The sequence below is a fragment of the Proteus sp. LHD240705 genome (assembly GCF_047921555.1).
In the GTDB taxonomy this organism is placed as follows: Bacteria; Pseudomonadota; Gammaproteobacteria; order Enterobacterales; family Enterobacteriaceae; genus Proteus.
This window is the reverse complement of sequence record NZ_JBLRMI010000008.1, coordinates 63685-81305: the sequence shown is the minus strand read 5'-3', so window position 1 is coordinate 81305 and position 17621 is coordinate 63685. Positions and strand designations below refer to the sequence as shown.

Here is a 17621-nt window from a genome sequence, read left to right as displayed (position 1 = left end):
AGCGATTACTTACCTTGATTTAACCATTGCATATAAAGCTCAACGCCTTCGGCAACCGTTTTAAATGGTGCGGTATAACCTGCTTTACGTAAGTTTGTGAGATCTGCTTGTGTAAAGGCTTGATAACGACCTTTCAATTTTTCTGGAAATTCAATATGTTCGATAGAGAGATCTTTATCTTTATGGTGCGCAATAACTGCGTTTGCAACCGCTTGGAATGATTCAGCGCGGCCTGTACCACAGTTAAAAATTCCCGATACATTATTGCGCCAGAACCATAAATTAACCGCAGCCACATCACCTACATAAATAAAGTCGCGTTGGAAGGTTTCGCTACCTTCAAATAACTTAGGATTTTGTCCAGCATTTACTTGGTTATTTAAGTGGAATGCAACACTTGCCATACCGCCTTTATGTCCTTCACGAGGGCCATAAACATTAAAATAACGGAAGCCACAAATCATCGATTCTGCTTCAGGTAAAATTTGGCGTACATATTCATCGAATAGGAATTTTGAATAACCGTAGACATTTAAAGGTGCTTCGTATTTTCTATCTTCGATAAAGTTATCTGTACGACCGCCATAAGTGGCAGCCGAAGAGGCATATAAGAAAGGAATTTGGCGTTCAAGACAAAAATGAAGTAGCTCTTTAGAATATTGATAGTTGTTATCCATCATATATTTGCCATCCCACTCAGTGGTCGATGAGCAAGCACCTTCATGGAAAACCGCATCGATATCGCCGAAATCATCACCTGCAACAACGCTCGCAATAAAATCTTCTTTATCCATGTAATCGGTAATATTCAGATCGACCAAATTCACGAACTTGGTGCCATCTTTAAGGTTATCAACAACCAATATATCGGTATAACCTTCATCATTTAATGCTTTAACAATATTGCTGCCGATAAAACCTGCACCGCCCGTGACGATAATCATGTGGCTACCCCTTCATATAAAAATCTAAAAATTAGCTCTAGGTCTATAATAACACTGAACAGCATTAACGGTAGTATTCATCACGGAACAACAGGCTGAAATTCTCGAAAAACACAGTGTGTATTAGTGATCTTAATTACACAAATAACATTATTTATTTACATTTGTCGTTTTTAATAGAACGAAGGCATAGAATAAGAAACAATAACGACTACATTATAATCAAAAATGTATGTTACCTCTTTTCGCCCTGTAGTCTTAGGAGAAAGTATGTCTACCCACTCTTTCTATCAACAAATTAATCAACAACTCGAACAAACTCGTCAAGATGGCCTCTTTAAAAATGAGCGTATCATCACTTCTTCACAAAACGCAGATATCGCCGTTGCTGACGGAAGCCATGTTATTAACTTTTGTGCTAATAACTATTTAGGTTTGGCTAATCATCCCAAACTGATTGAAGCAGCAAAAGCAGGTATGGATAGTCACGGTTTTGGTATGGCATCTGTACGTTTTATTTGTGGTACTCAAGATTCACATAAAACATTAGAAAATAAAATTGCTGAATTTTTAGGTATGGAAGATGCCATTTTGTATTCCTCTTGCTTTGATGCCAATGGTGGATTATTTGAAACATTAATGGGGCCCGAAGATGCAATTATCTCTGATGCCTTAAACCATGCTTCTATTATTGATGGTGTGCGTTTATGTAAAGCGAAGCGTTATCGCTACGCCAATAACAATATGGCAGAACTGCGCGCACAACTTGAAAAAGCCAAAGCAGAGAATGCTCGCCACATTATGATCGCGACAGACGGCGTATTTTCTATGGATGGTGTGATTGCAGATCTTAAAAGTATCTGTGATTTAGCGGATGAATTTGGTGCCTTAGTGATGGTCGATGATTCGCATGCCGTGGGTTTTGTGGGTGAACAAGGCCGCGGAACTCATGAGTATTGTGATGTGATGGACAGAGTCGACATTATCACGGGCACTTTAGGTAAAGCCTTAGGCGGTGCATCGGGTGGTTACACCGCAGCACGCAAAGAAGTGGTTGAGTGGTTACGTCAGCGTTCTCGCCCTTATTTATTTTCCAACTCGTTAGCACCTGCAATTGTTTCTGCCTCTATTGCTGTTTTAGATATGCTGAAAACAGGCGATGAAATACGTGCTCGTTTATGGCGTAACGCTTCGCTTTTCCGTGAAAAAATGAGTACGGCAGGCTTTACATTGGCGGGTGCTGATCACGCGATTATTCCAGTGATGCTAGGCGACGCTAAATTAGCACAAGAGTTTGCAACCCGCTTACTTGATGAAGGGATTTATGTCACAGGATTCTTCTATCCTGTTGTACCACAAGGCCAAGCTCGTATTCGTACACAAATGTCGGCAGCACATACTACTGAACAAATTGAGCGTGCAGTGGCGGCATTTATCAAAATCGGCAAACAACTTAATGTGATTGCATAAGGTTCCCATATGAAAGCATTGTCAAAATTAAAAGCGCAAGAAGGTATCTGGATGACCGATGTTCCAGTACCTGAACTTGGTCATAACGATGTGATGATCAAAATTCGTAAAACAGCAATTTGTGGCACTGATGTTCATATTTATAACTGGGACGAGTGGTCACAAAAAACAATTCCTGTTCCTATGGTTGTGGGGCATGAGTATATCGGCGAAATTGTTGCGATAGGACAGGAAGTGAAAGGTTTTAATATTGGTGATCGCGTCTCTGGTGAAGGGCATATCACTTGTGGTCATTGCCGTAATTGCCGTGGTGGTCGTACGCATTTATGCCGTAATACCATTGGGGTGGGTGTAAATCGCCCGGGCTGTTTTGCTGAATATCTGGTTATCCCTGCCTTTAATGCATTTAAAATTCCAGACAATATTCCTGATGAATTAGCAGCTATTTTTGACCCATTTGGTAATGCCGTTCATACCGCGTTATCTTTTGATTTAGTGGGAGAAGATGTGCTGGTTTCTGGTGCTGGCCCAATTGGTATTATGGCTGCTGCAATTTGTAAACATGTGGGTGCACGTCATGTGGTGATCACGGATGTTAATGAATATCGCCTTGATCTTGCGAAAAAAATGGGTGTTACCCGAGCAGTTAATGTCAGCAAAGAAAACTTAATCGATGTGATGAAAGAGCTAGGCATGACAGAAGGTTTTGATGTGGGATTAGAAATGTCAGGTGCACCACCTGCGTTTCGTACCATGCTGAATACTATGAATCATGGCGGTCGTATTGCCCTTTTAGGTATTCCGCCTTCTGATATGGCGATTGATTGGGGACAAGTTATCTTTAAGGGATTGTTTATTAAAGGTATCTATGGCCGTGAGATGTTCGAAACATGGTATAAAATGGCGGCACTTATTCAGTCTGGCCTTGATCTCTCGCCTATTATTACTCATCAATTCCCAATTGATGAATTTCAAAAAGGCTTTGATATCATGCGTTCAGGTCAATCGGGTAAAGTGATTTTAGATTGGCAGTGATATGTGATAGCTAAGCAAAAAAAGAGCCTTTTAAGGCTCTTTTTTGTTGCATTATTTTTCAACTTCACCGATTTCGTTCGGAGTAGGCGTAGGCGGTATTTTCTTTTTTTCTGAGGAGCTAAACCCGCTTGATAAGGTATTAATCAGCGTACTTTTTTTCATCGAAATAATGGCTTCTTGTGCGGGTTTTAACCAAGACGCAGGTTTTGGCTCTTGTGGTTGTTCTGTTGGCGGTACAACTTTGGGTGGTTCTGGTTGTATTGGTTTTTCTGCCTGTGGTTTTAATAGAGTACTCGGTGCAACCAGTTGAATATCAGCAGGTAATAAAGGCAACTGCTGCTGTAATGCTCGGACGGTTGAAGGGTGAGGGTGTCCAATCGCAATTGCAGAGCCATTCTTTCGTGCTAAAGCAATAGCGCGAGCGAGTTGTTGTCTTGTTTCAGCTTCGGTTTGTACGTTATCGAGAAAAACATGACGGCGTAAAGAGGGAACACCTGCGGCTTTTGCAGCAATGGCCGCTTGTGTATTACCAATGGTCACGCTATCTAAAAAATAGAGGTTTGAGTGATTAAGGGCTTTAATGACTCTATCCATCGCTTGTCTATCGGAGGTCATCGCACTACCCATATGGTTATTCATACCGACAGCGAAAGGAACATTACTAATAGCATGCTGAATAATGCGGTTAATTTCATCCTGACCCATAGAAGGTTTTAGGGTATCGCGCTCTAGAGGTTGTTTGCTAATAGGAGCCATTGGCATGTGGATCAGGATTTCTCGCCCTTGAGTATGAGCTTTAGTTGCCATTTCTTTACCATGAGGGGAATCAGGTAAAATAGCGATAGACACTGCTGTAGGAAGTTGTAAAACTTGGTTATCTTCTTTTTTACGATAACCAAAATCATCAATCACAATGGCTAATTTGGCTGCGAATGAGGGAGTACTCACAACCAGACTTAGCAACATTAAACTAAGTAAAAAAGAATGCTTGCGTTGTAATGTGCCAAGTAATTTCAAACCTACCTCCCAAGCCAAGGAACTGGATTTACCGCTTTCCCTTGACGTCTAATTTCAAAATAGAGTGCTGAACGCTCTTGCCCACCACTGTTACCGACTAAAGCAATAGCTTGTCCAGCTTTAACTTGCTGACCTACATTCACTAAAGCACTTTGGTTATAACCGTAAAGACTCATATCGCCTTTACCGTGTTCAACCACGACGACTAAACCATAGCCTTGAAGCCAATCGGCTAACAACACGCGACCATCAGCAATAGCTTTTACTTCGGTACCTTGCGCCGCGGGTATAACAATACCTTTCCAACGTAATTCTCCAGAGCCAGAAATAGACTCGCCAAAACGGTGTAATAAAGAGCCTCTGATAGGCCAAATGGCTTGTCCAGCAGGTCTACCCAAACCGCCTGTACGAGACATCAATGATTGCTCTTCGGCTGTTGGTTTATAGGTTGAACCTCGTTGTTGTGCTTCACGCTGTTTTGCTGCAATGCGAGCGGCTTCTCGGGCCTCTCGCTCAGCACGGGCTTTGGCTTCACGCTCTGCTTGTGCAATTTTATTTCTTAACTGTGCTTCGTTAGCCCGCATAGTGGCTAAATTTTTCTGATCCGCTTTTAATGTTGATTCAAGTTGAGTTAGCGTTTTTTGGCGAGCGGCTAATGCGTTATCAAGCTTTTGCTTCTCTTGTTGTTGCTTTGTGAGAACTTGTTTTTGTTCATTTTGTTTTGCTTGTTGAGCGTTTTTTTCCGCTTCAAGTTCTTTTGATGTTTGAGCAAGCTCTGCCATTGTTTCTTTACGCGCATCATTAATATAGCTGTAATACGCTAAGATACGCTCTTCACGCTGGCCTTCTTCACCACGAAATAGAAGCTCTATACCTTGATGTTTACCTTGACGATAAGCCGCATCCATTTGGCGAGCTAATAATTCTTGTTGAGACTGATACTGTTTTTGTAAGCGTGCAATATTTGCGGTAATGGTTTTGATCTCTTTGCCTAACGTTTGTAAGCGGTTTTGTGTTTCATGCACAGAGCGACCAGCGCTAGAAATTTGGGTTTCCTGTGTTTTTAATTGATTAAGAAGGGCTGTACGTTGTTTTTGTTGTTCTTGAACCTGTTTTTCTTTTTCAGCAATCGTGGTTTGTAAATCTTTTAGCTGATTACGATTATCCGTTAATGTGTTCGCAAAAACAGGGGATGCAGAAAAGAGAGAGGTGCTAATAAGCAACGTGATTAACGGTAAAGAAAATACACGATAAGACGGATGTGTTTTTTTTTGAAGATCCATTTTCTCTGCCATCTGACCAACGTACCTTTCATAACAGTTTGTAAGATTATTTCATGTCACAAAACAACTGACCAGCTAACACGAAATAAAGCCGAAATTTCAGATAATACCTAACAGGTAATCTATTCAATTAATAAGAGATTATAAAGCAATAATAATAGGAGAGCGGAAAAAAGAGGCAATCTGTGTGACAGCGCAATAGAATATCACGCTGTCCACGAGAGAGATTATTCGACGATAGTACCCCAAAGGTCATATTCGTCAGCATGTTCAATAAGAACACGCACGATTTGCCCTGGCTCTACATCAAATTGCTCATTGAGGTAAACAGCACCATCAATTTCAGGAGCATCAGCCATGCTACGACCAATCGCGCCTTCTTCATCGACTTCATCAATCATAACCAGCAATACTTTGCCGATTTTTTCTTGTAGGCGTTCAGTCGAAATTTGTTGTTGCAACTGCATAAAGCGATGATAACGTTCTTCTTTCACTTCTTCAGGCACTTGATCCGCCAGTTCATTTGCTTTTGCACCATCAACAGGGCTGTATTTAAAGCAACCTACGCGATCTAAACGTGCTTCGGTGAGGAAATCCAACAACATTTGGAAATCTTCTTCTGTTTCCCCCGGAAAACCAACAATAAAGGTAGAACGTAAGGTTAATTCAGGGCAAATTTCACGCCAGCGTTTTACGCGCTCTAAGGTACGTTCAACGGCACCTGGGCGTTTCATCAGTTTTAAGATCTTAGGGCTAGCATGCTGAAGCGGAATATCTAAATAAGGCAAAATTTTGCCTTCAGCCATTAAAGGAATGACATCATCAACATGTGGGTATGGATAAACGTAGTGTAAACGAACCCAAATGCCTAATTTTGCCAGTTGTTCACATAAACTGACCATACTGGTTTTGACAGGCATTCCATCCCAAAAACCTGTTTGATGTTTAGTATCAACACCGTAAGCAGAAGTATCTTGAGAGATAACAAGTAACTCTTTTACGCCTGCATTAACTAATCTTTTAGCTTCACCTAATACTTCACCAATTGGACGACTGTCTAAATCGCCTCGCATTGATGGAATAATGCAGAAAGTACAACGGTGATTACAGCCTTCAGATATTTTTAAATAGGCGTAATGACGAGGCGTTAATTTTACACCTTGTTCAGGAACAAGGCTGAGAAAAGGATTGTGATCAGGTTTTGGTACATAGTGGTGAATATGAGATAAAACTTGCTCATAACTATGAGGCCCTGTGATTTCGAGTACTTTTGGGTGCACTTCACGAATTTGGTTCTCTTTTGCACCTAAACAGCCAGTAACAATCACTTTACCGTTTTCATCGAGTGCTTCACCAATCGCTTCTAGCGATTCTTGTACTGCGCTGTCAATAAACCCACAGGTGTTGACGATGACTAAATCAGCATCATTATAGGTAGGAACAACTTGATAACCTTCTGTACGCAGTTCGGTTAGGATACGTTCAGAGTCCACTAAATTTTTAGGACAACCTAATGAAACGAATCCAATTTTAGGCACTTGATTTGTTTGCGACATGCTCGTGTTCTCAATACTTTTAAATAAATAACAGATAGTTGTTGTATCTCAGACAGGTATAAATCTTACGTAAAATGGGCGATTTTATACGTAAGTAGCCATTATAAGGGATGCTGATTTATTAATAGCTTGCCTGAAGAGGGATCCTGTAGAGTAAAAAGGCAATACCTTTTCAATTCATCATTTTTCACGGAACCGGCGCTAATGGTACATAAATCCGTCAATAAAAAAAATGATTGTTGAGAAACTTTCCGCAAAAATAGAAAGAGAAACGCAGGAATAGGCTGTAATTGCGCCATGACAAAGGTATACTTTGGCTCTTTGATACTATTTTTAACTAACGAGAGTGATTGCATCCTATGCTGCAAGAAGTAATGCAATTTTTCAACCGGCACACCCTGTTAAGTTTTGTTTGGGTCGCATTGCTGGTGGCGGTCATTGTATTGACCTTTAAAGGGCTTTTTTCTAAGACGAAAAATATTTCCCGTACAGAAGCGATTTCTTTGATAAACAAAGAGAATGCGGTGTGTGTTGATATCCGTAGCCGTGATGAGTTCCGTAAAGGACACATCATTGATTCTATCAATTTAACGCCTTCTGAAATCAAAAGTAATAATATTGCTGAGCTGGAGAAATATAAATCACAGCCAGTTATTGTTGTGTCACCATCAGGCATTGAAGGTGCAAAACCTGCTGAGAGCCTAATTAAACTCGGTTTTGAAAAAGTCTTTATCTTAAAAGATGGTCTTTCAGGCTGGAGTGGTGAGAATTTACCACTGGCTAAAGGTAAAAAGTAACGAGCGGGCAGATTGAGTTCTATACTTACTGCTATTCAATTAATAAGGATATAAAAAGGTAAGATTATTATGTCAGAACAGCAAAACCAAGAGATGACTTTTCAAATTCAACGTATCTATACAAAAGATATCTCTTTTGAAGCGCCTAATGCCCCACAAGTTTTCCAAAAAGAGTGGCAACCAGAAGTTAAATTAGATCTGGATACTTCTTCTAATACTTTAGCTGAAAACGTCTATGAAGTTATTCTGCGCGTGACTGTAACCGCAACAATGGATAACGAAACTGCATTCCTGTGTGAAGTTCAACAAGCAGGTATCTTTACCGTTGAAGGTATCGAAGGCACTCAACTGGCACATTGCTTAGGTGCATATTGCCCTAACGTTCTGTTCCCTTATGCTCGTGAATGTATCACTAACTTAGTCAGCCGTGGTACTTTCCCACAACTGAATTTAGCACCAGTTAACTTTGATGCGTTGTTTATGAACTATTTACAACAGCAACAAACTGATGCCGCTAATGAAGGGGTTGAAGAAGCTTAATGAACGCTTCTATGACAGTTATCGGTGCCGGTTCATACGGCACCGCTTTAGCGATTACACTGGCACGCAATGGTCATGACGTTGTGCTTTGGGGTCATGATCCTGCGCATGTTGCTGCGTTAGAGCAAGCTCGCTGTAATCAGGCATTTCTGCCCGATGTTTCCTTTCCTGATAGTTTATACATGGAAGCTTCTTTGCAAAAAGCCATTGAAGCCAGCCGTAATATTCTGGTTGTGATCCCAAGCCATGTTTTTGGCGATGTATTGCAACAGATCAAACCCTTTTTACGTCAGGATGCGCGTGTTGTTTGGGCGACAAAAGGACTTGAGGCACATACTGGTCGCTTATTGCAAGATGTAGCGCGTGAAGTATTAGGTAATGAAATCCCGCTAGCAGTTTTATCAGGCCCTACCTTTGCGAAAGAGCTTGCGGCAGGTCTACCTACTGCGATTTCTGTGGCATCAACGGATAATACCTTCTCTGAAGAGCTTCAACAGCTTTTCCATTGTGGCAAAAGCTTCCGTGTTTATAAAAACCCTGACTTTATCGGTGTGCAACTGGGTGGTGCGGTAAAAAACGTGATTGCGATTGGTGCGGGTATGTCTGATGGTATGGGTTTTGGTGCCAATGCACGTACAGCGCTTATCACCCGTGGTCTTGCTGAAATGAGCCGTTTAGGGAAAGCCTTAGGTGCAGATGCAGCAACCTTTATGGGAATGGCAGGGTTAGGTGATTTAGTCTTAACCTGTACTGATAACCAATCTCGTAATCGTCGATTCGGTATGATGCTAGGTCAAGGTTTTGATGTTGATACTGCCCAAGAGAAAATCGGGCAGGTAGTTGAAGGTTATCGCAATACCAAAGAAGTTCGCGCATTAGCAGAACAAGTTGGTGTTGAAATGCCTATCACTGAGCAGATCTACCAGATTTTATATCAGCATAAAGATGCCAAAGAAGCGGCATTATCTTTATTAGGTCGCGCAACGAAAGATGAGATAGACAGCAATCTGTTCTAAGTCTATTTTAGATAGTCAGTTATTTATTTCTGTTTTAAACATAAGAAGCCTAAGTTTTTACTTAGGCTTCAATGTAAAAGAATGAGAGTGAGTATGTCGCTAGAAGAGCTAAAAAGAGTCTGGGATCATATTAAAAATGAAGCAAGATGTTTGGCAGATTGCGAGCCAATTTTGGCGAGTTTCTTCCATGCGACATTACTCAAGCATGAAAATTTAGGCAGCGCTTTAAGTTATATGCTGGCGAACAAGCTGGCAACTCAGACAATGCCTGCGATTGCTGTGCGTGAGATTGTTGAAGAAGCATATCGCAGCGATAATTCTATGATTGAATCTGCAGCTTATGATATTTCCGCCGTTCGTTTACGCGATCCTGCTGTTGATAAATACTCCACACCTCTGCTTTATCTAAAAGGTTTCCATGCCTTACAAGCTTATCGCATAGCCCATTGGTTATGGGGGCAAGATCGTAAAGCACTCGCCATTTACCTACAAAACCAGATTTCAGTTACTTTTGGTGTTGATATTCATCCTGCAGCCCACATTGGTCATGGCATAATGCTCGATCACGCGACAGGTATTGTGATTGGTGAAACGGCTATCGTAGAGAATGATGTCTCTATTTTACAATCTGTTACCTTAGGGGGAACAGGTAAAACTTGCGGTGATCGTCATCCTAAAGTGCGCGAAGGCGTGATGATTGGTGCAGGTGCTAAAATACTCGGCAATATCGAGATTGGTCGCGGTGCTAAAATTGGCGCTGGCTCTGTGGTATTACATGAAGTGCCAGCACATACTACGGTTGCAGGAGTTCCTGCTCGCATTGTGGGTAAACCGACCAGTGACAAGCCTTCGCTCGATATGGATCAACACTTTAATGGTGTAGTACCCGGTTTTGAATGTGGTGATGGTATTTAATGGCATTAACCGAAGTCACACTCTCTGAACTTAAGGCTTGTTTACACGCTGAATATATTGGTGATAACAAGCCTTTTAGTTGGATAAGGCTTTTGCACCGTGTTTTTTTCTGCCAACGCTCACGTTATCTATTTTGGTGGCGTGTCGCCCAATTCTTTTATTTCTCTAATCATCGCTTTCTTAAAAAATTAGGCACTCGCATTGGTGCTAACAATAATCGTAATTATTGCAACGATATCTCACTAAGAACACGTATAGGCAAAGGTCTTTCATTACCGCATCCCATCGGGATTGTACTCACTAATTACTGTCAGTTAGGTGAGAATGTGACCTTAATGCAAGGTGTGACTATTGGTGTAAAAGAGAAAGATGGTAAAGCGGATATTCGAGTTGGCAACCATGTTTATATTGGTTGTAACTCTTCGATTATTGGCGGAGAGATAGATATAGGTGATAATGCAGTGATTGGCGCCCACGCATTGGTGTTGAAAGATGTAGGGGAAGGGTGTCGGTATATTACGAAGGTTGTTGCTGAAATGAAACGACCAGAAATAGATTAAATGACGTTTTAATATCTTTGGATTAAATAAAAAAAGCGCTTGCTCATTATTAATGAACAGCGCTTTTTGCATTTCAGTCTCTTAATAACGCACCAGGATAACCTAGTTGACGCCATGCCTCGAAAACTACAACGGCAACAGTATTTGATAGGTTCATACTGCGACTATCTGCAAGCATTGGAACTCTGATTTTCTGCTGTGTTGGCATATTATCCAATACATAAGGTGGCAAGCCACGAGTTTCAGGTCCAAACAGGAGATAATCTCCATCTTGATAGCTCACATTACTGTGTGCAGGAGTCCCTTTTGTCGTTAAAGCAAATACACGCGCACCTGTCGGTGATTGTGCATTATCAGGATTTAAACCTTCACTTTCTAAAAAAGCATAGTAATCGTGATGCTGTTTAATATCTGCAAATTCACGATAATCAAGCCCAGCACGACGGAGACGTTTATCATCCCAAGTAAAACCCAAAGGTTGGATCAAATGGAGATGAAAGCCTGTGTTAGCACACAGGCGAATAATATTACCCGTATTCGGTGGAATTTCGGGTTCAAATAAGACGATATTGAGCATATGAAATCGATTTAATCGTTACCAAAGAGGTCACGAGTATAAACTTTTTCTTCAACATCGTTTAGCACTGATGACATTCTATTAGTAATAATGACATCAGACATAGCTTTAAACTCATTTAAATCACGGATCAATCTTGAATTAAAGAAAGTATCTTCTTTCATTTCTGGTTCATAAATCACCACTTCAATGCCTTTGGCTTTAATTCGTTTCATAATGCCTTGGATTGATGATGAGCGGAAATTATCAGAACCCGATTTCATAATTAAACGATAAACACCCACGATTTTTGGTGATTTAGCAATAATAGAATCTGCAATAAAGTCTTTACGAGTGCGATTAGCTTCAACGATTGCACTAATAATATTATTAGGGACAGAGTCGTAGTTTGCTAATAGTTGTTTAGTATCTTTTGGTAAGCAGTAACCACCGTAACCGAATGATGGGTTATTGTAGTGATTGCCAATACGCGGATCTAAACAGACACCTTCAATGATTTGTTTTGAGTTTAAACCGTAAGATTCCGCATAGCTATCAAGCTCATTAAAGTAAGCAACACGCAGTGCTAGATAAGTATTAGCAAATAATTTAATGGCTTCTGCTTCTGTTGAATCTGTAAAAAGAACATCAATATCTTTTTTCAGTGCGCCTTGTTGTAAAAGGTCTGCAAATTTTTGTGCTCTTTCTGATTGCTCGCCAATCACAATACGAGAAGGGTATAAGTTATCGTAAAGTGCACGACCTTCACGTAAGAATTCAGGAGAAAAGATAATATTATCTGTATTATATTTTTCTCTCATTTCTTTGGTAAAACCAACAGGAATTGTTGATTTAATGATCATTGTGGTATTTGGATTATATTCTAAAACATCACGAATAACAGACTCTACAGATGAGGTGTTAAAGTAGTTAGTTTTAGGATCATAATCGGTTGGTGTTGCAATGATAACAAAATCCGCATCTTTATAAGCGAACTCTTTATCTAAAGTTGCCGTAAAGTCGAGTTCTTTGGTTGCTAAAAACTCTTCAATTTCTTTATCAGAAATTGGAGAGATTTTTTTGTTAAGCAATTCAACTTTTTCTTTATTGATATCTAACGCAACAACTGTGTTGTTTTGGGAAAGAAGTATCCCGTTAGATAGACCGACATAGCCGGTACCGGAGATGGTGATTTTCATAAATAGACCTTTAAGATTAACCTAATTTTATAGGTATATTATAAATAGTAAGTGGATCTATTAAATTAAGAATTTTTTAGCATAATTTGGATCAAAAGGACCTTCTTTTATCTCTAACATTAGTGCTTTTTGGGAGATACACTTGATACTATGTATTTCATTTGGTTCTAAGTTAACAATAGAAATCGAGGTATTTTCACCGGCTAAAAAGCTTTCTTTAATTTCATTCGAATTGTTATATAGAGTAATTTCGATTTGCCCTTCTAAAATAACAAACATCTCCCATTGATGAGGTAATTCGTGATAATGTGGTTCAACATAGCTACCTTTCACTAAAGCAATCAGTAGGCGTTGTACTTTGTCTTCATGGGATTTATGTAATAATAAATGGGAACGTAGCCTTTCTGATTTCTTTGCTTCGTTATATAAGTTATCTAATGATACTTTATCTATATATTTCATTCTAATAACCTTAGCCTAGTTACAATTGTTTCTGCTATTGAGGTAACCGAAAATTCTTTACACAATAGAGAATAGGCATCATGACCACATTTTTTTCGTAGTTCTACATCAAAATAGAGTTTTTTAGCAGACACAAATAAATCATCATCTTCACCATTTATATGAATAAAGCCTGCATTTTCTTTATTCACTAGTTCTTGTAAATCGTTTCCTTCATTAACACTACCTAATATAGGAATATGATTAGCCATATATCCTAGTAGTTTTCCGGGGAAATTATGGGCTGAATGATGAGAAGCTAATGAGAATAAACCAATATCCATTTCTTTAAGAATTAATTTAAATTCTTCTTGGTCAACAGAAGGTAAATAACTAAAATTACTTAAATTCCATTTATTAGCTAAAGTATTAATTAATTCAACTTCATCGCCTTGCCCAATAAAAAGAAAATGAGCATCAGGATATATATTCATTTTCTTCACTAGTCGCATCAAGTTACCCATATCTTGGGCATGACCAATATTTCCACCATAAAAGAAAATAGTTTTATTTTGTAAGTTTAAAGATTCACGTATTGAAATATATTTATCATTCTCAATAGTTATTGGAGAAGTATTTGCCCAATTTCTTAATATTTCACATTTAAAATCTTTGTTTTCTGCATGATTATAAAAATAATCTAGATTTTTTTGAGACATTAGTCCGATTATTGATGCTTGTTTATAGGAGTAACGTTCAAAAAAACGAAAGTATTGTTCGATTAATGAACCTTTTTTTAAAATACCAGCATCAACAATCCATTGGGGAAATAAATCCCTTAATATTAAATAAGAAGGACACTGACATTTTTTCTTCAGTTTATTAACTAATTTCCCCCAAAATATGGAGGGAGAATAGTAAATTATTCCATCAAAGGAATCTTGATTAACTAAATGTTTAATTGCTTTCCAAGCATTATAAGAAAGTAGTGATTCATTAATAGCTCTAGGTATTTTTTTTATATCTTTAATTGGGCCATTTTTAAAACGCCAAACAGTAATACCATCTAAATTATCAACGACTAAATGAGTTGATTGATCTTTGTTTGGTGTAATAATTGTAATATGGTGCCCGAGGGATTGTAGCTCTAATGCTAATTCATGAAACATCTTTGCCCCAACTCGAGTACTGTGGGGCAAATAATCATCAATTATTAAAGCAAATTTTAATTTTACTTTTTCCATATTACTCGATTAATATAATCTGTATAACTAATGATGGTTCTTAATACCTTTTCCGATACATTAGGAGCAATATAATCATTAACTTTTTTGATTAGACGAGAGTTTCCTCTTGGCTGATTTTCAAGTATAGATATAGCCTGTAAGATTCTTTCTTCATTCATTCCTGTAAACATGACTGCACCTTCTTCAAATCCTTCTGGTCTTTCCTGTGCCTCTCTTATATTAACGGCTGGAAAATTCAGGATTGAAGATTCTTCAGTAATAGTTCCACTATCACTTAAGACAACTTTAGCTTTAGTTTGTAGATGTACATAATCAGAAAAACCCAGTGGTTTCATTAAATGAACCAATGGATTAAATGACAGTTTTAATTCTTCTATTTTTTTCCTTGTCCTTGGGTGTGTAGATATAATTATTGGGAATTGATATTTTTTTGCTAGAGAATCTAAAGTATTAACAAAATTTTTTATATTTTTTTCTGAGTCAACATTTTCCTCTCTATGCATACTCACTAAAAAATATTTTTCATCAGATAAATTTAGATTTCTTAATATATTAGATGATGCAATTTTATCTTTGTAGAATTCTAATACTTCATCCATAGGGCTACCTGTTTTTACTATTAAATCAGGGCTAATTCCTTCTCGAAGTAAATATTCTCTTGCTATATCGCTATAAGGGAGATTGACATCAGAGATATGGTCAACTATTTTTCTGTTAATTTCTTCAGGAACTCGAAGATCAAAACAACGATTACCTGCCTCCATATGAAAAATAGGAATTTTTTTTCTTTTTGCTGAAATAGCAGAAAGAGCACTATTTGTATCACCTAATATTAGTATTGCGTCGGGTTTAAGTTCAGCAAATACTCTATCAGATTTACTAATCACTTGAGCCATTGTTTCAGCAGCAGATGATCCAGCACATTCAAGGAAAATATTAGGAGGCCTGATTTCTAAATCATCAAAGAAAATTTGATTCAATTCATAATCATAATTCTGTCCAGTATGAACAAGAGTATGTTCACAATAGCTATCTAGTTTATTTATGATTCGTGATAGTCGAATTATTTCTGGGCGTGTTCCCACTATAGTTGCAATCTTTAATTTTTTCACTTTTTATACCTATTGTTATAATCTTCATACATGTATTTGATTAATTCATTCCATGATGGTGGAGTAAAATTAATCTCATTACGTAAAGGTGCTGAATTAAGTGAACGGTCTATAACAAGATCTTCTGATGGATTTATAATAATCTCTTTATGATAAATAGCCGCAATATCTGATAATAGTGTATATTTGTCAATTGCTTCACTTGATAAATGGTATAAACCATTCAAATTTTCATTCGGAATTATTTTTTCAGCTAACAACTTTGCTATATAACATGTGGGAAAACCAGAAAATATAGCTTTAGTATATCCATTTACTTGATCTTTCTGATTTAAAAACCAATCTACTAGGCTAACGTTTGAAGATAATTCGTGACCTATAATTGATGTTCGCAAAGTTAAATGTTTTCCATAAGTGACTTCACCTAAGTATTTGGTTCGACCATAAAGATCGGTCGCTGTCGGGATATCAGTTTGTTGATAATTACCTGATTTTCCGTCAAAAACACAGTCTGTAGAAAAGTGAATTAACTTTGCTTGATAATTGTCACAAATATGAGCTAATTCGTGAGGTAATAAAGCATTTACTTTTATCGCTTGAATATATTGTTTAGAAATACTATGTTGTTTTATTAATCCAATGCAGTTAATGACAATGTCTGGTTTATTTTTTTGAAATAAAATTTCAAGAGAAGATAAATCAGAGACATCAATATTTTCTATAATTTTGTTTTTAAATTCAGAAAAATAATTTTCTTTATTTTTTATATTTCTAACTGTACCAAAAACATTAAAACCTTTATATTCAGCCAAATTGGCGAAAATACTATAACCCAGCATACCACTGGCACCTAAAATATAAATATTTAACATTTAAACACCTTCAGGAATAATGATGTTTCCAGATTCAATTTCTCTAATAAAATCAAGTTTTCTAAGAAGCTCTTTCATGCCATTAACATCTAAACGTTGAGTATTATGTGAATTATAATCTTCAACAATAGCTAAATCCTTTTCGCCTTTTTCAAAGTATTTTGAATAATTTAAGTCTCGATTATCAGCTGGAATTCGATAATAGTTACCTTGTTCTTGAGCAACGAACATTTCTTCTCGGCTGCATAAAGCTTCAAATTGTTTTTCGCCGTGACGAGTACCAATAATATTAACTTGATGATCAGGCTTATTGGTTATTTCTAACAATGCGTTGACTAGAGTATTAATTGTTGCGGCAGGTGCTTTTTGCACGAAAATATCACCATTTTGACCATTCTTAAATGCATGTAACACGAGGTCTACTGCATCATCTAATGTCATCATAAAACGGGTCATTTCTGGATTAGTAATAGTAATTGGTTCATTATTGACAATTTGTCGAATAAATAATGGGATAACGGAGCCTCTAGATGCCATCACATTTCCATATCTAGTACAACAAATAGTGGTATTGGTGTGTTCCAAATTTCTACTTTTAGCAACAATGACTTTTTCCATCATTGCTTTTGATATACCCATTGCATTTATTGGATAAACGGCTTTATCTGTACTTAAACAAACAATACGTTTAACTCCAAATGTGATTGCAGCTTCTAATACATTCTCTGTTCCTAATACATTAGTCTTTACTGCTTCTAGTGGGTAGAATTCACAGGATGGTACTTGTTTTAATGCTGCTGCATGATACACGTAATCCACACCACGCATGGCATTGGCAACACTTTGATAATCTCTTACATCACCAATGTAGAATTTTAATTTATCTGATTTAAATGATTTTCGCATATCATCTTGTTTTTTTTCATCACGAGAAAATATGCGAATCTCTTTGATATCAGTATTTAAAAAACGACGTAATACAGCATTACCGAAAGAACCTGTGCCACCAGTTATGAGTAACGTTTTGGATGAAAACATAATTAAACCTTCTATTTTTCTAT

The 17621-nt window shown here is 37.8% G+C and carries 18 protein-coding genes; 7 read left to right on the top strand and 11 right to left on the bottom strand.

Annotation, left to right across the window (positions count from 1 at the left end; all coding sequences use genetic code 11):
- Window positions 1-5 precede the first annotated feature (5 nt).
- Window positions 6-944, bottom strand: a complete 939-nt coding sequence (gene rfaD, locus ACNART_RS14680) for an ADP-glyceromanno-heptose 6-epimerase (protein WP_198620321.1) — start codon at window positions 942-944, stop codon at window positions 6-8.
- A gap of 270 nt (window positions 945-1214) precedes the next feature.
- On the opposite strand from rfaD, the gene ACNART_RS14675 reads away from it, so the two are divergent.
- Together ACNART_RS14675 and tdh are read left to right on the top strand one after the other, a co-directional pair.
- Window positions 1215-2414, top strand: coding sequence for a glycine C-acetyltransferase (locus ACNART_RS14675; RefSeq protein ID WP_368927762.1), 1200 nt, complete (start codon window positions 1215-1217; stop codon window positions 2412-2414).
- A 9-nt stretch (window positions 2415-2423) separates the two neighbouring features.
- Window positions 2424-3449: an L-threonine 3-dehydrogenase gene (gene tdh, locus ACNART_RS14670; RefSeq protein WP_023583402.1), complete on the top strand. Its 1026-nt coding sequence runs from the start codon at window positions 2424-2426 to the stop codon at window positions 3447-3449.
- Window positions 3450-3500: 51 nt separating this feature from the next.
- Here the strand turns inward: tdh and ACNART_RS14665 are convergent, their stop codons facing one another.
- From ACNART_RS14665 to rimO, 3 genes are all read right to left on the bottom strand, one after another.
- Window positions 3501-4466, bottom strand: a complete 966-nt coding sequence (locus tag ACNART_RS14665; RefSeq protein WP_416303623.1) for a divergent polysaccharide deacetylase family protein — start codon at window positions 4464-4466, stop codon at window positions 3501-3503.
- Between the two features lie 2 nt (window positions 4467-4468).
- Window positions 4469-5761 (bottom strand): murein hydrolase activator EnvC, encoded by a 1293-nt coding sequence (envC, locus tag ACNART_RS14660; protein WP_198620325.1) that lies wholly within the window; start codon window positions 5759-5761, stop codon window positions 4469-4471.
- A gap of 215 nt (window positions 5762-5976) precedes the next feature.
- On the bottom strand, window positions 5977-7305 hold the full coding sequence (gene rimO / locus ACNART_RS14655) for a 30S ribosomal protein S12 methylthiotransferase RimO (RefSeq protein WP_099073937.1): 1329 nt from the start codon (window positions 7303-7305) through the stop codon (window positions 5977-5979).
- A 359-nt stretch (window positions 7306-7664) separates the two neighbouring features.
- Between rimO and ACNART_RS14650 the strand changes: the two genes are divergently transcribed.
- The 5 genes from ACNART_RS14650 to ACNART_RS14630 all read left to right on the top strand — a co-directional run bounded on the left by ACNART_RS14650 (window position 7665) and on the right by ACNART_RS14630 (window position 11133).
- Complete coding sequence (locus ACNART_RS14650) at window positions 7665-8102, top strand: rhodanese-like domain-containing protein (RefSeq protein ID WP_109373443.1); 438 nt, start codon at window positions 7665-7667, stop codon at window positions 8100-8102.
- A gap of 69 nt (window positions 8103-8171) precedes the next feature.
- Window positions 8172-8642, top strand: a complete 471-nt coding sequence (gene secB, locus ACNART_RS14645) for a protein-export chaperone SecB (RefSeq protein ID WP_109373394.1) — start codon at window positions 8172-8174, stop codon at window positions 8640-8642.
- Window positions 8642-9658, top strand: a complete 1017-nt coding sequence (gpsA, locus tag ACNART_RS14640) for an NAD(P)H-dependent glycerol-3-phosphate dehydrogenase (protein WP_198620326.1) — start codon at window positions 8642-8644, stop codon at window positions 9656-9658. The genes secB and gpsA overlap by 1 nt, the downstream gene beginning before the upstream one ends.
- 93 nt (window positions 9659-9751) lie before the next feature.
- Window positions 9752-10573 carry a serine O-acetyltransferase gene (gene cysE / locus ACNART_RS14635; RefSeq protein ID WP_416303622.1) on the top strand — a complete coding sequence of 274 codons (822 nt, stop codon included), beginning with the start codon at window positions 9752-9754 and terminating at the stop codon, window positions 10571-10573.
- A complete protein-coding gene (locus ACNART_RS14630; RefSeq protein ID WP_368927761.1) occupies window positions 10573-11133 on the top strand; it encodes a serine acetyltransferase in 561 nt (186 codons plus the stop codon). Before cysE ends, ACNART_RS14630 begins: the two co-directional genes overlap by 1 nt.
- Before the next feature lie 73 nt (window positions 11134-11206).
- On the opposite strand, the gene trmL is transcribed toward ACNART_RS14630, so the two are convergent.
- The 7 genes from trmL to ACNART_RS14595 are packed head-to-tail and all read right to left on the bottom strand — an operon-like array spanning window position 11207 to window position 17598.
- Window positions 11207-11710: a tRNA (uridine(34)/cytosine(34)/5-carboxymethylaminomethyluridine(34)-2'-O)-methyltransferase TrmL gene (trmL, locus tag ACNART_RS14625; RefSeq protein ID WP_036933349.1), complete on the bottom strand. Its 504-nt coding sequence runs from the start codon at window positions 11708-11710 to the stop codon at window positions 11207-11209.
- An 11-nt stretch (window positions 11711-11721) separates the two neighbouring features.
- A complete protein-coding gene (locus ACNART_RS14620) occupies window positions 11722-12888 on the bottom strand; it encodes a nucleotide sugar dehydrogenase (protein WP_368927760.1) in 1167 nt (388 codons plus the stop codon).
- A 60-nt stretch (window positions 12889-12948) separates the two neighbouring features.
- Window positions 12949-13350, bottom strand: coding sequence for a WbuC family cupin fold metalloprotein (locus ACNART_RS14615; RefSeq protein WP_196576249.1), 402 nt, complete (start codon window positions 13348-13350; stop codon window positions 12949-12951).
- A complete protein-coding gene (locus ACNART_RS14610) occupies window positions 13347-14573 on the bottom strand; it encodes a glycosyltransferase family 4 protein (protein ID WP_368927759.1) in 1227 nt (408 codons plus the stop codon). Before ACNART_RS14610 ends, ACNART_RS14615 begins: the two co-directional genes overlap by 4 nt.
- Window positions 14561-15688: a non-hydrolyzing UDP-N-acetylglucosamine 2-epimerase gene (gene wecB / locus ACNART_RS14605; protein ID WP_368927758.1), complete on the bottom strand. Its 1128-nt coding sequence runs from the start codon at window positions 15686-15688 to the stop codon at window positions 14561-14563. Before wecB ends, ACNART_RS14610 begins: the two co-directional genes overlap by 13 nt.
- Window positions 15685-16560 (bottom strand): dTDP-4-dehydrorhamnose reductase family protein, encoded by an 876-nt coding sequence (locus ACNART_RS14600; protein ID WP_368927757.1) that lies wholly within the window; start codon window positions 16558-16560, stop codon window positions 15685-15687. Before ACNART_RS14600 ends, wecB begins: the two co-directional genes overlap by 4 nt.
- Window positions 16561-17598, bottom strand: coding sequence for a polysaccharide biosynthesis protein (locus ACNART_RS14595; RefSeq protein ID WP_368927756.1), 1038 nt, complete (start codon window positions 17596-17598; stop codon window positions 16561-16563). It abuts the gene before it with no gap.
- Between the last annotated feature and the right edge of the window lie 23 nt (window positions 17599-17621).

Bases quoted from the DNA above. Each gene is read 5' to 3' on its own strand.
- rfaD (WP_198620321.1), bottom strand. From the start codon at position 944: ATGATTATCGTCACGGGCGGTGCAGGTTTTATCGGCAGCAATATTGTT.
- ACNART_RS14675 (WP_368927762.1), top strand. From the start codon at position 1,215: ATGTCTACCCACTCTTTCTATCAACAAATTAATCAACAACTCGAACAA.
- tdh (WP_023583402.1), top strand. From the start codon at position 2,424: ATGAAAGCATTGTCAAAATTAAAAGCGCAAGAAGGTATCTGGATGACC.
- envC (WP_198620325.1), bottom strand. From the start codon at position 5,761: ATGGCAGAGAAAATGGATCTTCAAAAAAAAACACATCCGTCTTATCGT.
- rimO (WP_099073937.1), bottom strand. From the start codon at position 7,305: ATGTCGCAAACAAATCAAGTGCCTAAAATTGGATTCGTTTCATTAGGT.
- ACNART_RS14650 (WP_109373443.1), top strand. From the start codon at position 7,665: ATGCTGCAAGAAGTAATGCAATTTTTCAACCGGCACACCCTGTTAAGT.
- secB (WP_109373394.1), top strand. From the start codon at position 8,172: ATGTCAGAACAGCAAAACCAAGAGATGACTTTTCAAATTCAACGTATC.
- gpsA (WP_198620326.1), top strand. From the start codon at position 8,642: ATGAACGCTTCTATGACAGTTATCGGTGCCGGTTCATACGGCACCGCT.
- cysE (WP_416303622.1), top strand. From the start codon at position 9,752: ATGTCGCTAGAAGAGCTAAAAAGAGTCTGGGATCATATTAAAAATGAA.
- ACNART_RS14630 (WP_368927761.1), top strand. From the start codon at position 10,573: ATGGCATTAACCGAAGTCACACTCTCTGAACTTAAGGCTTGTTTACAC.
- trmL (WP_036933349.1), bottom strand. From the start codon at position 11,710: ATGCTCAATATCGTCTTATTTGAACCCGAAATTCCACCGAATACGGGT.
- ACNART_RS14620 (WP_368927760.1), bottom strand. From the start codon at position 12,888: ATGAAAATCACCATCTCCGGTACCGGCTATGTCGGTCTATCTAACGGG.
- ACNART_RS14615 (WP_196576249.1), bottom strand. From the start codon at position 13,350: ATGAAATATATAGATAAAGTATCATTAGATAACTTATATAACGAAGCA.
- ACNART_RS14610 (WP_368927759.1), bottom strand. From the start codon at position 14,573: ATGGAAAAAGTAAAATTAAAATTTGCTTTAATAATTGATGATTATTTG.
- ACNART_RS14600 (WP_368927757.1), bottom strand. From the start codon at position 16,560: ATGTTAAATATTTATATTTTAGGTGCCAGTGGTATGCTGGGTTATAGT.
- ACNART_RS14595 (WP_368927756.1), bottom strand. From the start codon at position 17,598: ATGTTTTCATCCAAAACGTTACTCATAACTGGTGGCACAGGTTCTTTC.